This is a genomic window from Nocardia colli, from assembly GCF_008704205.1.
Lineage (GTDB): Bacteria > Actinomycetota > Actinomycetes > Mycobacteriales > Mycobacteriaceae > Nocardia > Nocardia colli.
The window spans coordinates 408613-425378 of record NZ_VXLC01000015.1; the positions used below are offsets into that span (position 1 = coordinate 408613).

Annotated in this window: 16 protein-coding genes and 1 riboswitch; of the genes, 10 read left to right on the top strand and 6 right to left on the bottom strand. The window is 68.2% G+C overall.

Annotated elements, in window-relative coordinates:
• The first annotated feature begins 35 nt into the window (after positions 1-35).
• From F3087_RS28825 to F3087_RS28835, 3 genes are all read left to right on the top strand, one after another.
• The gene (locus tag F3087_RS28825) at positions 36-923 is read left to right on the top strand and encodes an alpha/beta hydrolase family protein (RefSeq protein WP_150405196.1); all 888 of its coding nucleotides are present in this window, start codon (positions 36-38) and stop codon (positions 921-923) included.
• A complete protein-coding gene (locus tag F3087_RS28830) occupies positions 923-2230 on the top strand; it encodes an NAD(P)/FAD-dependent oxidoreductase (RefSeq protein ID WP_150405197.1) in 1308 nt (435 codons plus the stop codon). Before F3087_RS28825 ends, F3087_RS28830 begins: the two co-directional genes overlap by 1 nt.
• Before the next feature lie 85 nt (positions 2231-2315).
• Positions 2316-2900, top strand: coding sequence for a GNAT family N-acetyltransferase (locus F3087_RS28835; RefSeq protein WP_223885438.1), 585 nt, complete (start codon positions 2316-2318; stop codon positions 2898-2900).
• Here the strand turns inward: F3087_RS28835 and F3087_RS28840 are convergent, their stop codons facing one another.
• Positions 2901-3749, bottom strand: coding sequence for an MBL fold metallo-hydrolase (locus tag F3087_RS28840; RefSeq protein WP_150405199.1), 849 nt, complete (start codon positions 3747-3749; stop codon positions 2901-2903). It abuts the gene before it with no gap.
• A 6-nt stretch (positions 3750-3755) separates the two neighbouring features.
• On the bottom strand, positions 3756-4319 hold the full coding sequence (locus F3087_RS28845; RefSeq protein ID WP_150405200.1) for an ester cyclase: 564 nt from the start codon (positions 4317-4319) through the stop codon (positions 3756-3758).
• 110 nt (positions 4320-4429) lie between these two features.
• Here F3087_RS28845 and F3087_RS28850 point away from each other — a divergent pair, with 110 nt between their 5' ends.
• The 4 genes from F3087_RS28850 to F3087_RS28865 all read left to right on the top strand — a co-directional run bounded on the left by F3087_RS28850 (position 4430) and on the right by F3087_RS28865 (position 7266).
• Positions 4430-5107, top strand: a complete 678-nt coding sequence (locus F3087_RS28850) for a TetR/AcrR family transcriptional regulator (protein WP_150405201.1) — start codon at positions 4430-4432, stop codon at positions 5105-5107.
• 132 nt (positions 5108-5239) lie between these two features.
• Positions 5240-5461, top strand: coding sequence for a hypothetical protein (locus F3087_RS28855; RefSeq protein WP_150405202.1), 222 nt, complete (start codon positions 5240-5242; stop codon positions 5459-5461).
• Between the two features lie 68 nt (positions 5462-5529).
• Positions 5530-6150 (top strand): HhH-GDP family DNA glycosylase, encoded by a 621-nt coding sequence (locus tag F3087_RS28860; protein ID WP_191094183.1) that lies wholly within the window; start codon positions 5530-5532, stop codon positions 6148-6150.
• A 144-nt stretch (positions 6151-6294) separates the two neighbouring features.
• Entirely contained in the window at positions 6295-7266 is a 972-nt protein-coding gene (locus F3087_RS28865) for an LLM class flavin-dependent oxidoreductase (protein ID WP_150405204.1), read from the top strand.
• Here F3087_RS28865 and F3087_RS28870 read toward each other — a convergent pair.
• Genes F3087_RS28870 through F3087_RS28885 form a run of 4 tightly spaced genes read right to left on the bottom strand, consistent with a single transcriptional unit; the run spans position 7226 to position 12020 of the window.
• On the bottom strand, positions 7226-8614 hold the full coding sequence (locus F3087_RS28870) for an ABC transporter ATP-binding protein (protein ID WP_150405205.1): 1389 nt from the start codon (positions 8612-8614) through the stop codon (positions 7226-7228). The two genes, F3087_RS28865 and F3087_RS28870, sit on opposite strands and share 41 nt — an antisense overlap.
• Entirely contained in the window at positions 8611-9432 is an 822-nt protein-coding gene (locus F3087_RS28875) for an ABC transporter permease (RefSeq protein ID WP_150405206.1), read from the bottom strand. Before F3087_RS28875 ends, F3087_RS28870 begins: the two co-directional genes overlap by 4 nt.
• Positions 9429-10370: an ABC transporter permease gene (locus F3087_RS28880; RefSeq protein WP_150405207.1), complete on the bottom strand. Its 942-nt coding sequence runs from the start codon at positions 10368-10370 to the stop codon at positions 9429-9431. Before F3087_RS28880 ends, F3087_RS28875 begins: the two co-directional genes overlap by 4 nt.
• Before the next feature lie 9 nt (positions 10371-10379).
• A complete protein-coding gene (locus F3087_RS28885) occupies positions 10380-12020 on the bottom strand; it encodes an ABC transporter substrate-binding protein (protein ID WP_191094184.1) in 1641 nt (546 codons plus the stop codon).
• Positions 12021-12056: 36 nt separating this feature from the next.
• Positions 12057-12184, bottom strand: a riboswitch (cobalamin riboswitch).
• A 240-nt stretch (positions 12185-12424) separates the two neighbouring features.
• On the opposite strand from F3087_RS28885, the gene F3087_RS28890 reads away from it, so the two are divergent.
• The 3 genes from F3087_RS28890 to F3087_RS28900 are packed head-to-tail and all read left to right on the top strand — an operon-like array spanning position 12425 to position 16764.
• On the top strand, positions 12425-13144 hold the full coding sequence (locus tag F3087_RS28890; RefSeq protein ID WP_150405209.1) for a GNAT family N-acetyltransferase: 720 nt from the start codon (positions 12425-12427) through the stop codon (positions 13142-13144).
• A 33-nt stretch (positions 13145-13177) separates the two neighbouring features.
• Positions 13178-14962, top strand: coding sequence for an ABC transporter ATP-binding protein (locus F3087_RS28895; RefSeq protein WP_150405210.1), 1785 nt, complete (start codon positions 13178-13180; stop codon positions 14960-14962).
• A complete protein-coding gene (locus tag F3087_RS28900) occupies positions 14959-16764 on the top strand; it encodes an ABC transporter ATP-binding protein (RefSeq protein WP_150405211.1) in 1806 nt (601 codons plus the stop codon). Before F3087_RS28895 ends, F3087_RS28900 begins: the two co-directional genes overlap by 4 nt.
• Positions 16765-16766: the final 2 nt, after the last annotated feature.

Genomic DNA, 16766 nt, shown 5'->3' on the forward strand with positions numbered 1-16766 from the left:
GCGTTCCGGTCCGACGAACGGAAAGGTACCGAAGCGTGATTTCGACCCGGACGCTGCGACCCACGTCCGATACGACGTTGTCGATGTTGATCTCGGCGCCGGCGAAACCCGTTGCCGTGGTGGTGGTTTTGCCCGCGATGGGTGTCGCCGCGAACTACTACAAGGACTTCACCGCGCAACTATCCGGGCACGATATCGCGGCGATCGTCGTGGATCTGCGCGGTCAGGGCGACAGCGTGCCCAAGAGCAGCCGCAGCGCGAACTGGGTGCACGCCGATCTGGTCGACGTGGATCTGCCCGCCGCGCTCGAACTGGGCGGACAGGAGTTCGCGGGGCTGCCGATCTTCCTCGTCGGGCACAGTTTTGGTGGGCATCTGGCGCTGCAACGTGCGGCGCGGGCACCGGAAGGTCTCACCGGTGTCGTGCTGATCGCCAGTGGTTCGGTGTGGTATCGGACCTACGACGGCCTGATCCGTACGCGAAACCTGGTGTTCGGGCAGTGGTTCGGGCTCATCGCCCGGACGCTGGGCTATTTCCCCGGTGACCGTTTGGGCTTCGGCGGCCGGCAAGCGGCGGGTGTGATGACCACCTGGGCGCGCCAGGTCCGCAGCGGCATCATGACCGACGACGGGATCGCCACGGGCAATGGTGTTTTCGGCTTCGCGCTACCCCTGCTGACGGTGCGCATCGAGCGCGACGATCTGGCGACCGAGGCCGGTGTGCGCAGCTTGGCCGAGGCCGCACCGGATGCGCCACACACGGACTGGATCTACACCTCGGCCGAGGCGGGTGGCCGGCTGGACCACTTCCGCTGGACCAAGCACAGCGGTCCGCTGGCCGCACGGCTGCGGTCGTGGATGAACACCATCGTTCCCGGCATCGAATCCGCTCCGGGGACAACGCTATCGGAAAGGAACTCTTGATGAGCGCCGAAATCGGACCGCGGACGGCGCTTGTCGTCGGCGGCGGCTGGTCGGGTATCGCCGCCGCCTGGTACCTGCACCGCAGTGGAGCGGCCGTCACCCTGCTCGACGAACAGGCAACGCTCGGTGGCAGGTCCAGCACGGTGCACCTCGGTGATCGCCGGATCACCCTGGGCGGCAAGAACATCGGCAGTAAGTACGAGGAGTTCAGGACCTTCGTCGCGGAGATGAAGGGTGGGGAGTTCGAACACTTCGGGATCAATTCCTCGCGCGTGGTGAACGGGCGCGTGGTCACCCTCGACGGCAAATCGCCGGTCGCGGGGATGCTCGAGGTCGCGCGGCGGGCCGGTCCGTTCGACATCTACCGGTTCCTGCGGTTGGTCGGCTACGTGCGCGGCGACGACGCCAACCGGTTCGTGCGTGGCCCGCAGTTCGTCCAGCTCAGCAAACGGCGGGGTGATCCGGCCCTGGACGGCTACTTCGGCCGCAACCTGCTGGACGCGCTCATCCGGCCGATGACGGTGCGGATGAACGGCGCCGAACCCGACGAGATCCATCTCGCGGACTTCGGCGCCAATCTCGGCATGCTGCTGGACCGGTTCGATCAGCTCACCGACGGGATGGAACCGACGTACCGCCGGTTCAGCTCGACGGTCACCGTCGAAAACGGAACCAAGGCAATCGGATTGCTGACCGAAGACGGTCGGGTCACCGGAGTGGACGCGATCGACGCGGCCGGACAGCCGCAGTCCTACGCGGCCGACCTCGTGGTGATCGCGATCCCGGCACCTGCGGCCGCGGAATTGCTTCGCGCCGAATTATCCGCTGTCGCTGACGAACTGGCGTGCATCCGATACAACCCGGCGACTGTGGTGGTCACCGCATATGACCGCCCGGTGTTCGGCCCGGTCGCCCGATCGCTGGTCTTCGAGCCCGACAGCGCCGTCAGCAATGCCGGCGCGTACGGCGTCGACGACCGGCACATCGTCCGCTACACGTTCAGCGGCCGCGCCGCCCGCCCATATCTGACCGAGGACTTCGACAAGCTGCGTATGCGAGCGGAAGCCCAACTGTCGCCGCACTTCCCGGCGTTCGACGAGTCGAAAGCGGTCGCACAGGTGGGCAGGCATTGGGAGCACGCGTTCTGCGCCTACAGCCACCGGCATGCCGACCGAGTCGCCCGCATCGACGCCGCGGCGGGTGCGGCCGGGTTGGTTCTTGTCGGTGACTATCGCCGGGGTACCTCGATCGAGGCATGTTTCCGGGGTGCCAAGGAACAGGTGGAGGCCGTCACCGGGACTAGGTGACTCCCGGAAAAGAGTTGGACTGCGGGGCTGGTTCTGGTCAGGATGCGGGGGAGGTCCGTATCCGGCGGGAGGAATGTTGGCAGAGGTGTTTCTGGAGACCGAGCGGCTCGTGCTGCGCAGATTCACCGAAGCCGACGTCGACAACCTGGTCTGGTTGGACAGCGATCCAGCGGTGATGCGCTATTTGACCGGTGAACCCACACCCCGCGCGGAGATCGAGCGTGAGGTGCTGCCGAGGATTCTTCGCGGCTATGGCCAAGGGCCGGTGGGCCGATGGGCCGCCATCGACCGGGCTACCGGAAAGTTCGTGGGCTGGTTCGGTCTTCAGCCTGCGGAGGACGGCAGCGCCCGGGACGTGGAACTCGGGTATCGATTGGCGGCGTCGACTTGGGGCCGGGGATACGCGACCGAAGGCGCAAAGGCGCTGATCGCCAAGGGATTCACCGAGCTCGGTGTCGAGCGAGTGTGGGCTCAGACCATGGCGGTCAATCTCGCCTCCCGCCGGGTGATGGTGAAAGCCGGCCTGCGTTATGTCCGAACCTTCCGCCTTCAGTTCGACGACCCGCTACCCGGAACCGAGCGGGGTGAAGTCGAATATGAACTGCGACAGGCGGATTGGCGTGATCAGCGACAGCGCGATGGAGGTGGATCCGGCCTAATTGCCGGATGATCACGCTGTGGGGTCGTTGAACGGCCCGCCGGCCACTCCTTCGGCGTCGTCGGTCGCGTTGGATTGCCGGGCGCGGTGCAGGAGGGCGGGATCGTGGGCGTTGACGAGCAGCAGGTCGGAGGTCGGGGCGGCCCAGAGTTCGGCGAGGCGTCCGTGATTGGCGCGGACGGCTGTCATGTTGTGGGCGACCAGGCGTTCCATTGCGGTGAGTGCCCGGGGTACGTGGGTGGTGCCGTCGAGCTGCCCGTGGTGGTAGAAGGCGTCGCCGGCGTGCAGGATCCATCGGTTGCCCGCGTCGACGGCGTAGGCGGCGTGACCGCGGCTGTGTCCGGGTAGGGCGATCATGACCAGGCCGGGGGCGATATCGGTGAGTTCCTTTGCGGCGGTGAAGCCGCGCCAGGGTTCGCCGTCGCCGGGTGTGTGCAGAACGAAGGCCGGGTCGTGGTCGCGCTGTGTCGGCAGGTAGCGGCCCTTCTCGACGAAACCACTCGGATGGATCGCGGCTTCGGCCTCGTCGGCGGTGAGATGGACTCTGGCCCAGGGGAAGTCGGCGAGTCCGCCGCTGTGGTCGGCGTCGAAGTGGGTGAGCACGATGTCGCGGACGTCGCGCGGGTCGAAGCCGAGGCGTTCGATCTGCCGGATAGCGGTTTCGTTCTCGTCGAACAGGGGGCGGACGAAGAAGCGGCTCGGCCCGAACCGTGGTCCCGGGGCGGCGACGTCGCGCAAGCCTAATCCGCTGTCTACCAACGCAAGTCCGGTGTCGGTTTCCAGCAGCAGGACGTGGCAGACCAGCCCCTCGGGGGTGCCCAGCGGGCGCATGGTGCCGCAGTTGAGGTGATGAATCTTCATCCGGGGTCACTCATCGAGGTTCGGCGGAGTGGTGGTGAGCAGGCGCGGATCCGGTGCGGTGCCGGTGGTGGCGACGGCTCCGGCGAGGGCCCGGGCGAGGGTGAGCAGGTCGCGGGGGTTGCGCTTGTCCAGCCCGCCGAGCAGCTGCTTCAGCACGGTGAGCTGGTCGAAGTAGATGCGTTCGACCGCCAGGTTCTCCTGCTCGTCGAACACGAAGTAGGCCGTCATCCTGGTCCGGTGCGCCGAGCCGGTCGGCGGGATCTTTCCCAGTGGACCCGAATGCGTTCCGAGGAGCCAGAACTCGACGATCACCGCGTCGTGGCTGTGGCGCAGCGCGATGATCTCGTGGTCCTGGTCGGGGAAGGCGCGGCGGGTGTCGTGATAGTAGCCGCGGACCTCGTCGTTGCCGTCGTGCACGACCATCGGGGCGATCAGCTCGTAATGCGGGTGCGGGAACGTGGACAGCGTCGCGTCCCAGTCCTGGCGGACCTCGTCGTGGAAGTGGTCGAGGACGAGCTTCTCTCGTGCGCGCAGGACGTCTTCGGGCGGCAGGGTGAATCGTGTGGACATCGGTGTCTCCTGGAAACGCGTGGACTCAATATCCACAGCGTGGGTTTTACGTGCCGCCACCATATACCCACGATGTGGATTTAATCAACGGTTTGCGGCAGGATGACCCCATGACCAGCAACGTCCCCGCCGCGCGCCGCGGACGACCCCCGAAAGGCGCCGGCCAGCTGACCCGGGCGGGGATCGTCGACGCAACCCTCGCGGTCATCGACGGCGAGGGTGTCGGCGCGGTGGGCATGCGTGCCGTTGCTCGGGTGCTCGGAGTCGATCCGAAGAGCCTGTACAACCACGTCGACGGCAAGGACGGCCTACTCGACGCCGTCGCCGAGCACCTCTTGGGCTCCATCGAATTACCTACGCGCAGTGGCGATCTCCGCGCCGACCTACGAGCCATCGCGGACGCCTTCCGCCAACGCGCCCTGCTACACCCGGCCGCCGCCGCACTGGTGCTCACCCGCCAACTGGGATCGGTCGAGGGCCTGGCGCCGACACAAGCCGTACTGGAAGTACTCCGCGCCGCAGGCTGCAACCCAGAACAAGCCGTCCACCTACTGCGCACCCTCCTCGCAACCCTCGTCGGCACCCTCCTCCGCGAAGTCAACGCTACCCCCACTTACGGAACCACCGATCTCTCCGGAATCGCCGCCCGCCGAACAACATTGGAACAATCCGCCTTACCCGCCGTCATCGAGGCCGCCCCCTACCTCGCGCGCTTCGACAGCCAGGCGGAATTCGACTACGCGATGGACCTGGCACTCGACGCGCTCGTCGCACGGATCGAGCGCTGACGAGACCGGGGCCTGTCGGCCCTACGAGATCGGCACCAAGTCGGTCGAATAGACGACACCCGAACTGCGCCGGGAAGGGTTGTATCGGTGGCACCGTGTGCTGTTCAGCCACGCGACCCGAGGAGGCTTCCGATGTCGAGTTTCCAAGCCCAAACCGCTGCCGGCGAACTCAGCGATGTTGTGCCGGTGCTCGAGCGACAGGGAATCGCAATGGGGGCGCTCAGGCAGGGCATGCGCGCAGGCTTCCGCTCGCGGCCGATGGCGATCGGTGACGATCCCGCATCGGCGGTTGCTGTTGAGCTCGGGACGTTCCCGATATGCCTGCGGGGCAAAGAGTTCCCGGACATTCGGTGACAAGGGGCAGGGTTGTGAACTCCATGAATTCAGTGCCACAGCGAGCTGTTCACCGGGACGATGTCGATATGGTGCTACGGCATTTTGCGGCGCTCGGCCTCGAGTGTCGCGAGGTTGAGCGTCGATGGGACCACATCGGCGGATTGATCGTCGACGCAGCGCTCCAACCTCGGACGAAGTACCAGAAGATTGTGCTTCCGCGGGTTCGGCGAGTGATCGCCGATTGGCCTGATGCTGATGCGTTGGAGGGCTTCATCCGCCGCTTGGACGCGCATGATCTCGCGGACTTCCTGTCCTGGAAGCGGACGTCACGGAAGCTCACCGTGATACGCGACCTCACCGCGACGTTGTCCGCGCTCGAGCTCCACACAGTGAGCGAACTCGGCGCTGCCTACGACGGGGCGGATCGTGAACGAGACACGCGCTGCGCTTTGCGGCAGATAAGGTTCGTCGGCCCGAAAACTGTTGACTACATAGCGATCCTGGCTGGGTCGTCCAATCATGTCGCGGTGGACACGCACATCATCGGATTCGTCCGCGATGCAGGTGTGCGCGCCGGTGACTACCAGGCTGTCGGTGGACTGATAAGGCAGGTTGCTGACGAACTGGGTTGCAGTGTGGGCGCACTCGACGCTGCGATCTGGAATCACATGAGCAAGCGGGGTATTCCCGGTAAGCTTCGCCGATGAGCTGGATGTGCCATCCTGCTGGCTAGAGCGGCGCATCGACGTCGGCAATGCCTTCTTCGCGGCGATGGCGGCCCTGGCAGTCCTGTGACGCAGCCACCCGCCCACTACGGTAGAGCCCGGTTACGACGACGGGATGGGTGGGTAATGCGGTTCGGGTTCATCTCGCATGTGGTCGGTGACGGCGACTCGGCGGGGGAGTTGCGGCGGGCCGTCGAGCTGGCGGTGTGCGCGGAGGAGTGCGGGTTCGACTCGTTCTGGGTGGCACAGCATCACTTCGGGGCGCAGCGGGCGCATTGCCCGTCGCCGCTGGTGTTGCTGGCGGCGATCGCGCAGCGGACGAGCCGGATCCGGCTGGGGACGGCGGTGGTGATCGGGTCCCTGGAGGATCCGATCCGACTGGCCGAGGACGCGGCGACCGTGGACGCGCTCAGCGGTGGGCGGCTCGAGCTCGGGCTCGGTGCGGGGGCGGACGCGCCGACTGCCGAACGGTTCGGCCGGGCACATGAGCAGCGGCACGAGCGGTTCCTCGACCACCTGCATCGGCTGCGCGAATTGCTCGGTCCGGCCAGCGATCTGGTGCCTGCGGCGCCCGGACTGCGGGAGCGGCTCTGGATCGGCACCGCGTCCGAATCGGGGTTCGACCTCGCCGCCGAACTAGACCTCGGCGTGCTCACCGGCCGGACCTCGTCCGCACAGGGACCGCGGGACGAGATCGCGGCCGAGCGAGTGGCGAAATACCGTGCGGCGCAACATGCTGCCGGTCGCACGCCACGCGTCGGGGTGTCCCGATCGGTGCTGTGCGCCGACACCGCCGCGGCCGCGTTCGAGCACATGCGACCGGGCATCGAACGCTGGGTCGCGACCGCGATCGACGCGGGCCGGTTCCCGCCCGGCTTCACCGCACGCGACTACGTCGACACCGGCCACGGCTATCTCGGCACCGGCGCCGAGGTCGAGGACGCGATCCGGCGCGACCTCGTGGTGCCCGGCGCGACTGAATTCCTGTGCAACGTACAACCTTCCGGACCTGCACCGGCAGCCATCAGCACGAGTCTGCGGCTGTTCGCCGACACGGTCATCGCGCGCTGGGCAGATCCGGTATCGGATCGATCCTGACCACCGTGTCGGCGAGGTCACCCAGCAGGCGTTCGGAGTGCGAGACAACGACGATGGCCATGCCGTCGTCGGCGAGTTCGCGCAGTATCTCGACGATCCGCGCGGACGAGGCCTCGTCGAGCGAGGCGGTCGGCTCGTCCGCCAGCAGCAGTCGGACGTCGCCCACCAGCGCCCGGGCGAGCGCCACGCGCTGGGCCTGACCGCCGGACAGCTCGCGCGGGTATCGCCCGGGATCGATATCGCCCAAACCCACTCGCGCCAAGGCGGTTCGGGCGACGGCCAGCGCGTCGGCCCGCCGCAGGCGGCTGCGCAGGCGCGGCTGCAACGGCTCGGTGATGCTGCGGTAGATCGGCCGACGCGGATCGAGACTGCCGACGGCGTTCTGGAACACGACGCCGACTTTTCCCGGTGGGGGCTTTCCGTCTTGGCCGTCCCAGACCAGGCGTCCGTCGGTGGGCTTTTCGACTCCGGCGAGCATCCGCAGCAGCGTGCTCTTTCCCGCCCCGGACGGTCCGGCGAGGCCGACGATCTCACCGCATCGAACGTCCAGATCGGTTGCCGCCAAACCTCCGCCGGACGGATACCGCTTTGCTACACCGTGCGCGCGCAGGATCGGCGCGGCGTCGGGCACCGGCTTACGCACCGGAACATGTTGCACGACAACCGGACTCGCCACACTCGATTCGACAACAGTGCCGTCCTCGACCAGATACACCCGGTCGGCGTACTTCTCGACCAGCCGCCGGTCGTGGCTGACGATCAGCAGCGCCGAATCGCCGGCGGTCAACGCGGCCATGACCCGGTGCGCATTGGCGTCGTCCAGCGCCGAGGTCGGTTCATCGGCCAGCACCAGCGCCGGGTCGAGCGCCCGCGCGGTGGTCACCGAACCGCGCTGCAACATGCCGCCGGACCACATGAACGGACGCTGGCGGATCCGAGTTTCCGGATCGGGCAGGTCGACGGCCGCCAGATCGGCGACGATCCGCCCGTCGGGCACCGGCCGCCGCACGTTGCGCCACGCCTGCGCGATGTTGGTGCGCACCGACATCAGCGGGTCCATCGCGGCGAACGGATCCTGGCTGACATAGCCGAGCACCGTCCCGCGCAACGCGCGAAAGTCGTTCCCAGACAGAGCGACACCGTCGACTAGCACCGTGCCGTCGACCCGCGCCGTGTGCCCGAGCATGCCGAGCAGCGCGCGGATGATGGTGGTCTTCCCGCTACCGCTCGGCCCGACCACCGCCACCGTCTCACCGCGCCGCACCGTGAGCGAGACGTCGCGCAGCACGGGAGCAGACCCGGCATAGGCGACGGTCAGCCCGCGGATCTCCGCGATCGGCGCGCTCATCGATGCCACTCCTTGTCGCTGCGGTCCCGCAATCCCTCGGCGAGCAGGTTCGCCGCGGCAGCCATCGCCAGAATCGCCACCGACGGCGCGATCAGCAACCACGGTGCGGCAGTGAGGAATCGGCGCGCGTCACCCATGATCGCGCCCAGTTCCGCCTCGGGCATCTGCACGCCGAGACCGAGAAACGACAACCCGGCCAGCGCGACCACGATGCCACCGAGCCGCAGCGTGGCCACGATCAGGAACGGCCCGAGCACCGCGGGCAGCAGGTGCCGCACCCCGATCGCGGGCCTGCTCACCCCGGCCACCCGCGCGGCGACCACATAGGGCCTCGTGCGCGCGGCCAAGGTCAGTGCGCGTGCGACCCTGGCGTCGGCCGCCCAGCTCGCGATCACCAGTGCCAGAAGAAGATTCACGTACCCGGGGCCGAGCAGACCGACCACCGCCAGCGCCAGCACCAGTCCTGGGATGGCCAGCACGACATCGATCACCCGGGAAACGGCCCGATCGAGCCGGCCACCGTAGAGCCCGGCACCCAGCCCGACGAGCAGACTGATCGTCGCCGAACCCGCCAGAACGAGGAACGCCGACAGCAGCGACAACCGCAATCCGTGCATCACCCGGGAGAACTGATCCCGGCCGTATTGGTCTGTGCCGAACCAGTATTCGGCATTCGGCGCGATCAGCTTGTCCGCGTAGTGCGGCTCGTTCGGCGGATACTGCGCCACCAACGGCCCGACCACCACCAGCAAGAGCAGCACACCGAGCAGCAGCGCTCCGGCGCGCACCGATCCGGGGAAACGAAGCCGGGAGATCATGCGTCCACCGCGATTCTGCGATCGATCACCGCGGACAACAGATCGGCGACGAGACTGGTGACCACGTAACTCGCCGTCGCGAACACGGTGAACGCCTGAATCACCGGGAGGTCCCGGGTTTTCACGGACTCCACCACATACGAACCGAGCCCCGGCCAGGTGAATACCGTCTCGACGACCGTCGCACCGCCGATCAGCACCGCGGTACCCACGGCGAGCGCATGCAGCGACGGCACCGCGCTGTTGGGCAGCCCGTGCCGCCACAGGATCCGCCACCGAGTAGCGCCACGCGCGCGCAGCACCTCGGCGGTCGGCGAATCCAGGAACGCAAGCAGATTCGCCCGCAACAGCCGCGACCAGGTATCGGATAACCCGACCGCCAGGCAGATGGCGGGCAGCCACACCTGCCGCCAGGTGCCGTCCAGTGCGGCCTTACCGAAACCCAGCCCGACGACGAACACCTGAATCAGCAACAGCGCCACCACGAATCCCGGCACCGCCGCGAATACCAAGGCCAGCCAACGGGTCCCGTGATCGGGCCAGCGCCGCGGATACCGGGCAGCGATCACCCCGAGCGCGACCGAGAACCCCAGCGCGAGCACCAGCGCCGCCGACGCCAAGGTCAGCGTCGCCGGTAACCGGTCGGCGAACTCACCGGACACCGGCCGCCCCGACGCGAACGACAACCCGAAATCACCGCGCAACACACCCCATATCCAGTGCGCGTACTGCGCGAGCACCGGCTGGTCCAGATGCAGGGTCTGCTCGAGCGCGCGGATCTGTTCGGGCGGCGGCTCCGGAACCCCTTGCGCGACCAGGATCATCCGGGCCGGATCACCCGGCGCCAACGGCATCAGGGCCCAGATCAGCACGCTGGCGCCCAGCAGCGTGAGCAGTGCCTCGACGACCCGGCGCCGGGCCAGGACGAGTACTCGCATCGGCCCGGGTTATCGGCCGGTCTGGCTGGTGAGGTGCCTGCGCACGCTCGACACCCGGTAATCGGCCCACTTCGGGCCGGTCACGACGGTGAAGTACTTGAACGTCCCCGCCACCACATACGCCTGATCCCGCACCAGGATCTGCTGCGCCCGCGCGAGCAAGGCGTCGCGGCGCGCGGTGTCGAACTCGCCGCGCAGCTGCGCGCCGATCGCGTCGATCTCCGGGTTCGCCACGCCCTGCGCGTTCGACGAACCGTCGGTGGTCCAGCGCACCAGGTACGGCTGGATCGGGTCGGCGGTGCCGGACAGCGAACCGCTCAGCGCCACCGACGATTCCCACGCGTTCGGATCCTTCTTCACCGCGGCGGAATCCTCGGCGTTGTCGATGCGCAGGTCGAAACCGGCGCGCGCGACCTGGTCCTGCATCGCGATCGCGACGTCGTTGGTCTCCGGGCCCTGGGCTTGAGTCACGAACCGCACCACCAGTTTCCGGCCGTCCTTGGCCCGGATGCCGTCGCTGCCCGGGGTCCAGCCCGCCGCGTCGAGCAGTCGCTTCGCCTGGTCCAGGTCGTGCACCTGATTGTCCGCCGCGAACGGCATCGTCGGCGGGTACAGGCCGGTGGCGGCGGCGAACTGGCCGTTGCCGACATCGGCGGCGATGCCGCGATAATCGATCGCCGCGGTGAACGCCTTGCGCACGGCGGTATCGGTGAAAATGCCTGCCTTCAGGTTCATCTCGACCAGCAGCGACTGCAACGCCAGCGCCGAGGACAGCACGTGCATGTCCTTCTCACCCTGCAAGACCAGCTTGGCCGAGGTGGACGGGTAGAAGGCCATATCGGCCTCGCCGCTGCGCACACCCGCGATCCGGGCCTGCTCGTCGGGCACCACCCGCACGGTCACGCCTTTGAGCGGCGGCGTTCCCTCCCAATGGTTCTGGTACGGCGCGAGCACGAGATTGTCCGGCGTCCAGGCGGTGATCGCGTACGGACCGGAGTACGCGCCCGCGCCGACGATCTTCGCCGAGTCGCCGCCGGCCGCGTCCATCGCGGCGACGTCGTAGATCTGCAACGAGTTGTCGCGCGCCGCGAGCGCGGCGGGAACCATCGCGTTCGGGGTCGGCGTGGTGAGCACGACGCGTTCGCCGTCGGCGGTCACCTTCGTCGCCGGGTCGAGATACACCCTGGCCGCCGCGGAACGGGCGATCTGCCTGGTCAGCGCCGCGGCCACCGCGCCGGCGTCGACCGGCTTTCCGTTCTGGAAGGTGACGCCCTTGCGTAAGGTCGCGATCCAGCGGGTGTCCCCGTCACGGGTGACCGACTCGGCCAGCCACGGCGCGACCTCGCCGGTCTCGGTGATCTGCAGCAGATTCTCCGCGACACCCCAGTCGAACAGCCAGTTCGTGCCGGTGCCGATCGGGTCGAGGCCGGCGATCTTGTAGGAGTTGTAGATCGTCAACGAGCCGTCGCCGGACGCTCGCAATGCGCGCGCCGATGCGGCGCCGTCGTCGCTCGACGCGCAACCGGTGAACACCATGGCGACGGTGAGCAGTCCCGCCAGCACCACGGCGAACCGGGAGCGGCGATGTCGCCCGGGGGCATGGTCGGGTAGCCGCACGGCGCTGGGCCGGCGGCGAGTGTGCACGCGCATTCTCATCCTCGTGAAACTCGATCCTGAAAAGGGCGCAGGTATCCTGGCTCCCGGATCAACGCTCGCCTTCGGCCTTCCAACCCAGGAAGGTCGTGGCCGTGAGATGAAGGTTTGCTACTCGGTCACAGTTGCGGGACAGCCCCGGATTCGCACCGGTGTTCCCTGCGGAAAAGAACCTAGCAGTACGTGACGGTACGTCCTGCCACGCGCCGGGTCCGAAGTTCGCACTCTGCGCCCAAATCACTCGAGTAGAGCTGTATTCGTGGGCAGCGCATGCGGCGGGATTCTGCGCTAGCCCTGGAGACAGGTGGTTCGCGTCTGAATCTTGGTGAGTGCAACGGTGTCTGGCGGTTGTGCGCCTCGCTAACGTTCTCTGGTTGAACGTTGTTGTGGAGGAGTGTGCGGTGACCGCTGAGTCGACTGTCGACGTCATTACGCCGGTGCATCCGCTCGACGATCCGGTGCGGTCGTCGCTGCGGGGCGAGCATCACCGGTTCTCGAGCTGGGTGGGGCGGATCGGCCGTTACGACCCGGAGGTGGCCAGGTTCGTCGGCCATCCGCCCGTGCTCGACGAGCAGGACTGGAGCGATCTCGCCACGGTCCTCGGGCCCGGCGGCAGCACCGGACTGCGCGGCACGGGGCATGTGCTGCCGGATGGCTGGACGGTGCTTCAGGAAGTCGGATCGGTGCAGATGGACGGCACCGGGCTCCGGGTCGCCACCGATCCGGAATTCGAGGTGCTCACCGTCGCCGATGTGCCCGAGATGCTGGAGTTGATCGCGCGGACCGAGCCGGGTCCGTTCGCGCCGCGGACCATCGAGATGGGGACATATCTGGGGCTGCGGAAAGACGGCAGGTTGGTGGCGATGGCGGGGGAGCGCATGCACCCGCCGGGCTGGACGGAGATCAGCGCGGTCTGCACCGACGCCGAATTCCGTGGGCGCGGGATCGCTTCGCGGCTGATCCGGGCGGTCGGTGCGGGCATCCGCGCTCGTGGGGAGACGCCGTTTCTGCACGCGGTCGCGCACAACGTCACGGCGATCAGTCTGTACGAGACGCTCGGATTCACGCTGCGCAAGCGTTCGCGGTTGACGATCGTCCAGGCACCGGTGGTCCGGGGTTGAGCAGGAGGCGAAGTGTCGGCGGTGGGTAGTGCTGTGCCGTTGACAGCCGATCGGCGAGACGCGCAGACGTTGCGCAACGGGCTGGCGATCATGGTGCGTGGTTGTCGCGACCATCCGGTTGCGGCGTCGATCGCCCTGGTCAGCAGCGCGATCAACGGGGCCTGTATGGTGCTCGGGGCGAAGGCGGTGGGCTGGAGTACCGAACACGTCGTGGTCGCGGGGTTCGCGCAGGGCCGATTCCTGGTCGGTGCGGCCGCGGCCGCCGCGGTCTTCGTGCTCGGGGTGTCGCTGCTGCGCATCGCGACGATCATCGTCCGGCTGGTCGCCAGCGGGGTGATCCAGTTCGGCAGCCAGGCGCGCATGCGGAAATCCCTTGTCGCGCAATACTTGCGGCTCTCGATCCCGTGGCATCGGCGGCGCGCCGCCGGCCAACTGGTCTCGCATGCGATCTCCGACGTCGACACGACGTGGGCGCCGATGCAGCACTTCCCGTTCGCGGTCGGGATGACGGTGATGTTGCTGCTTGTCATGGCCGACATCGCCATCATCGACCCGTGGCTGGCGATCGTCGCCGGTGTGCTGATCCCGGTGGTGCTCGGCACGAACCTGATCTACCAGCGGGTGCTCGCGCCGCGGGCCCGGGTCGCGCAGCAGGAGCGGGCCGTGGTGAGCGCCTTGGCGCAGGAGGCGATCGCGGGCGGACAGGTGATTCGCACGCTCGGCATCGTGGCGCACGAGGTGGATCGGTTCGCCGCGGCGGCGCGGGCCGCGCAGCTGGCCAATCGCCGGATGGGCCGGGTCGGTGCGGTTTTCGACCCGGCGATCGAGTTGATGCCGCCGTTCGCGGCGCTGGTCATCCTCACCATCGGCGCGGTGCGGATCGGGTCCGGGGAGCTGGGCGTCGGCCCGTTGGTCGAGGTGATCTATCTGTTGATCACCACCGCGATGCCGCTCAATGTGCTGGGCCGGTTCCTCGGCGGGGTGCCGCTGGCGGTCGCCGGACACTCCAGGGTTCGTGCGGTGCTGGCCGCCGATCAGGCACCGGCGCAAGGGATTTCCCGGATGGCCGCGGGGGAGTCCGCGGTGGCGGTGCGGGTGTGTGCGGCGTCGTTCGGGTATGGCGCGGCGGCGGTGGTGCGCGATATCGGGCTCAGCGCGGAACCCGGGGCGATCGTCGCGGTGGTCGGCCGGACCGGAGCGGGGAAGAGCACGTTGCTCGGGTTGCTCGCGGATCTGCTTCGGGCCGAACAGGGCTCGGTTCGGTTGGACGGTGTCGACGTCGGACAGGCCGCGGCGGGCGAGGTGTCGCGCCGGGCCGCGCTGGTCACGCAGACGGCCTTTCTCTTCGGAGATACGGTGCGCGACAACGTGACCCTGGGCGTCGCGGGCAGCGATGCCGCGGTGTGGCGGGCGTTGCGGGTGGCCGGCGCGGCGGAGTTCGTCGAGCGGTTACCGGACGGGCTCGACAGCGAACTGGACGAAGAAGGCCAGTTGTCGGGCGGGCAGCGGCAGCGAATCGCCCTGGCCCGGGCCGTCTTCCGCCGACCGGGGCTGTTGCTGCTGGACGACGCGACGTCCGCGCTGGACCCGGTGGTGGAGCGCGCGGTCGTGGACGGGCTGCGGGCCGAGTACGCGGCCGACGAGCGACGCACCACGGTCGTCCTGGTCGGGCATCGAGCGGCCACCATTACCCTCGCCGACACTGTCGTCCTGCTCGACCGCGGCCGCGTGGCCGCCACCGGAACGCACGCGGATCTGCTCGCCACGGCGCCGGACTATCGCGACCTGCTGGACGCTTACGGAAGTGATACGGAATGAGCAGCGCGACAACGCGATACAGCACCGCCGGGTTGCTCCGGCGAGTGCGGTCCGAGGCCGGCCTCGGCTACCGCACGCTCACGGCGACGGTGGTGCTCGCCGCGGTGGCCGCTTCCGGCCGAATCGTCATCCCGGTGACGATCCAGCACGCCCTCGACCACGCGCTGCTGGTGCAGATCGACACGCGGACAAGGACGTCGGTGATCGGCGTCGCGGTCGCCGTCGGGTTGGTGGCGGTGCTCTCGGCGATGATCAGCTCCTCGCTGCTGAACCGCTATCTGGTGCACACCGTCGAGAGCGCGGTATTCGACCTCCGGGTGCGGACATTCGAGCGGATCCTGCGGACGACTCCGGCGAGCGCGCCCGCGCAGACACAGGGATCGCTGGTCGCGCGGGTGACCAACGACCTCGACGTGGTCACCCTGTTCGCGCAGTCCGGCGGAATCACCCTGGTGCAGAACGTCGTTCAGATGCTGATCGCGCTGGTCGTGATGCTGGCGTACTCCTGGCCGCTCGCGCTGATCGTGCTGGCCATCGGCATCGGGGTGCCGGTGCTCGGCCGGGCGCTGCAACGGGTGGTGGCCCGGCGCTTCGACGCGGTGCGGGTCGCCGTGGCCGCCGTGTACTCCGGCTTGCTAGAAGTGCTGGTCGGTATCGACACCGTCCGTGGTTACGGCATCGAGGCGCGGATGCGAGACCGGGTGCGGCGGCGCATCGATGCCATGCGGGCCGCGCAGGAGCGGACGCTGTGGCCGATGGGCTTCAACGTGTCGATCGGCGAGGCGGCCAGCGGATTGATCACCACCGCGGTGCTGGTGCTCGGGCTTGCGCTCGGAACCGGTTCGCTGGGTTGGCATCTCGGGCTGAGCGCGGGCGATCTGGTCGCGTTCCTGTTCCTGGTGACGTTCTTCGTTCGGCCGTTGCAGTTCGCGGTCAGCAGCCTGGCCGACGCGCGCAACTCCGAGGCCGGTCTGCGCCGGGTGATCGAAATTCTCGATCTGCCGGACGGGGCGGTGGCGAAGTCGGCGAGTCCGGTGCTGCCGCCCGGTCCGCCGACGGTTCGGCTGGAGGGCGTGAGATTCGCGTATGTGCCGGGGCGGCCGGTGCTTCGAGCGGTCGACCTGGTGCTCGCGCCCGGCAGTCAGGTCAGCGTGGTCGGTGAAACCGGCTCGGGGAAAACGACGTTCGCGAAACTCGTGACCCGGCAACTGGTTCCGAGTTCGGGGCGGCTCACGCTGTGGGGTGTCGACATCGTCGAGCTGCCCGATGCCGCGCTCGCCCGCCGGGTCGCCGTCGTGCCGCAGGAGGCATTCCTGTTCGACCGCACCGTATTCGAGAACATCGCGCTCGGGCGGACCGGGGCCGGGCGGGACGACGTGCTGGAGGTGCTCGACGCACTGGATCTGCTCGACTGGGTCGAAGGACTGCCCGAGGGGTTGGACACCGTCGTCGGGCAACGGGGCGAATCGTTGTCGGCCGGCGAGCGGCAGTTGGTCGCGCTGGCGCGGACCGCGCTGGTGAACCCGGATCTGCTCGTCCTGGACGAGGCGACCAGCGGCGTCGACTCGGGAACCGACGTGCGGGTGCAGCACGCGCTGAACCGTTTGGCCGCGGGGCGCACCACCATCACCATCGCGCATCGGATGCACAGCGCGCGGACCGCGGATCGGATCCTCGTCTTCCACGATGGTGTCGTCGTGGAAGACGGGCCGCACGCGCAGTTGCTTGCGCTCGATGGTCGTTATGCCCGATTACATCGGGTGTGGTCGCAGGATTCGGCGGATCGAGTCCGGGTTCCGTGAGC

What these genes read in the sequence shown, in the direction of transcription:
- F3087_RS28870 (WP_150405205.1), bottom strand. Translation starts at nt 8,614, where the DNA reads ATGAGCGCGCCGATCGCGGAGATCCGCGGGCTGACCGTCGCCTATGCC.
- F3087_RS28865 (WP_150405204.1), top strand. Translation starts at nt 6,295, where the DNA reads ATGCGGTTCGGGTTCATCTCGCATGTGGTCGGTGACGGCGACTCGGCG.
- F3087_RS28830 (WP_150405197.1), top strand. Translation starts at nt 923, where the DNA reads ATGAGCGCCGAAATCGGACCGCGGACGGCGCTTGTCGTCGGCGGCGGC.
- F3087_RS28885 (WP_191094184.1), bottom strand. Translation starts at nt 12,020, where the DNA reads ATGCGCGTGCACACTCGCCGCCGGCCCAGCGCCGTGCGGCTACCCGAC.
- F3087_RS28840 (WP_150405199.1), bottom strand. Translation starts at nt 3,749, where the DNA reads ATGAAGATTCATCACCTCAACTGCGGCACCATGCGCCCGCTGGGCACC.
- F3087_RS28860 (WP_191094183.1), top strand. Translation starts at nt 5,530, where the DNA reads ATGGTGCTACGGCATTTTGCGGCGCTCGGCCTCGAGTGTCGCGAGGTT.
- F3087_RS28850 (WP_150405201.1), top strand. Translation starts at nt 4,430, where the DNA reads ATGACCAGCAACGTCCCCGCCGCGCGCCGCGGACGACCCCCGAAAGGC.
- F3087_RS28900 (WP_150405211.1), top strand. Translation starts at nt 14,959, where the DNA reads ATGAGCAGCGCGACAACGCGATACAGCACCGCCGGGTTGCTCCGGCGA.
- F3087_RS28875 (WP_150405206.1), bottom strand. Translation starts at nt 9,432, where the DNA reads ATGATCTCCCGGCTTCGTTTCCCCGGATCGGTGCGCGCCGGAGCGCTG.
- F3087_RS28880 (WP_150405207.1), bottom strand. Translation starts at nt 10,370, where the DNA reads ATGCGAGTACTCGTCCTGGCCCGGCGCCGGGTCGTCGAGGCACTGCTC.
- F3087_RS28855 (WP_150405202.1), top strand. Translation starts at nt 5,240, where the DNA reads ATGTCGAGTTTCCAAGCCCAAACCGCTGCCGGCGAACTCAGCGATGTT.
- F3087_RS28845 (WP_150405200.1), bottom strand. Translation starts at nt 4,319, where the DNA reads ATGTCCACACGATTCACCCTGCCGCCCGAAGACGTCCTGCGCGCACGA.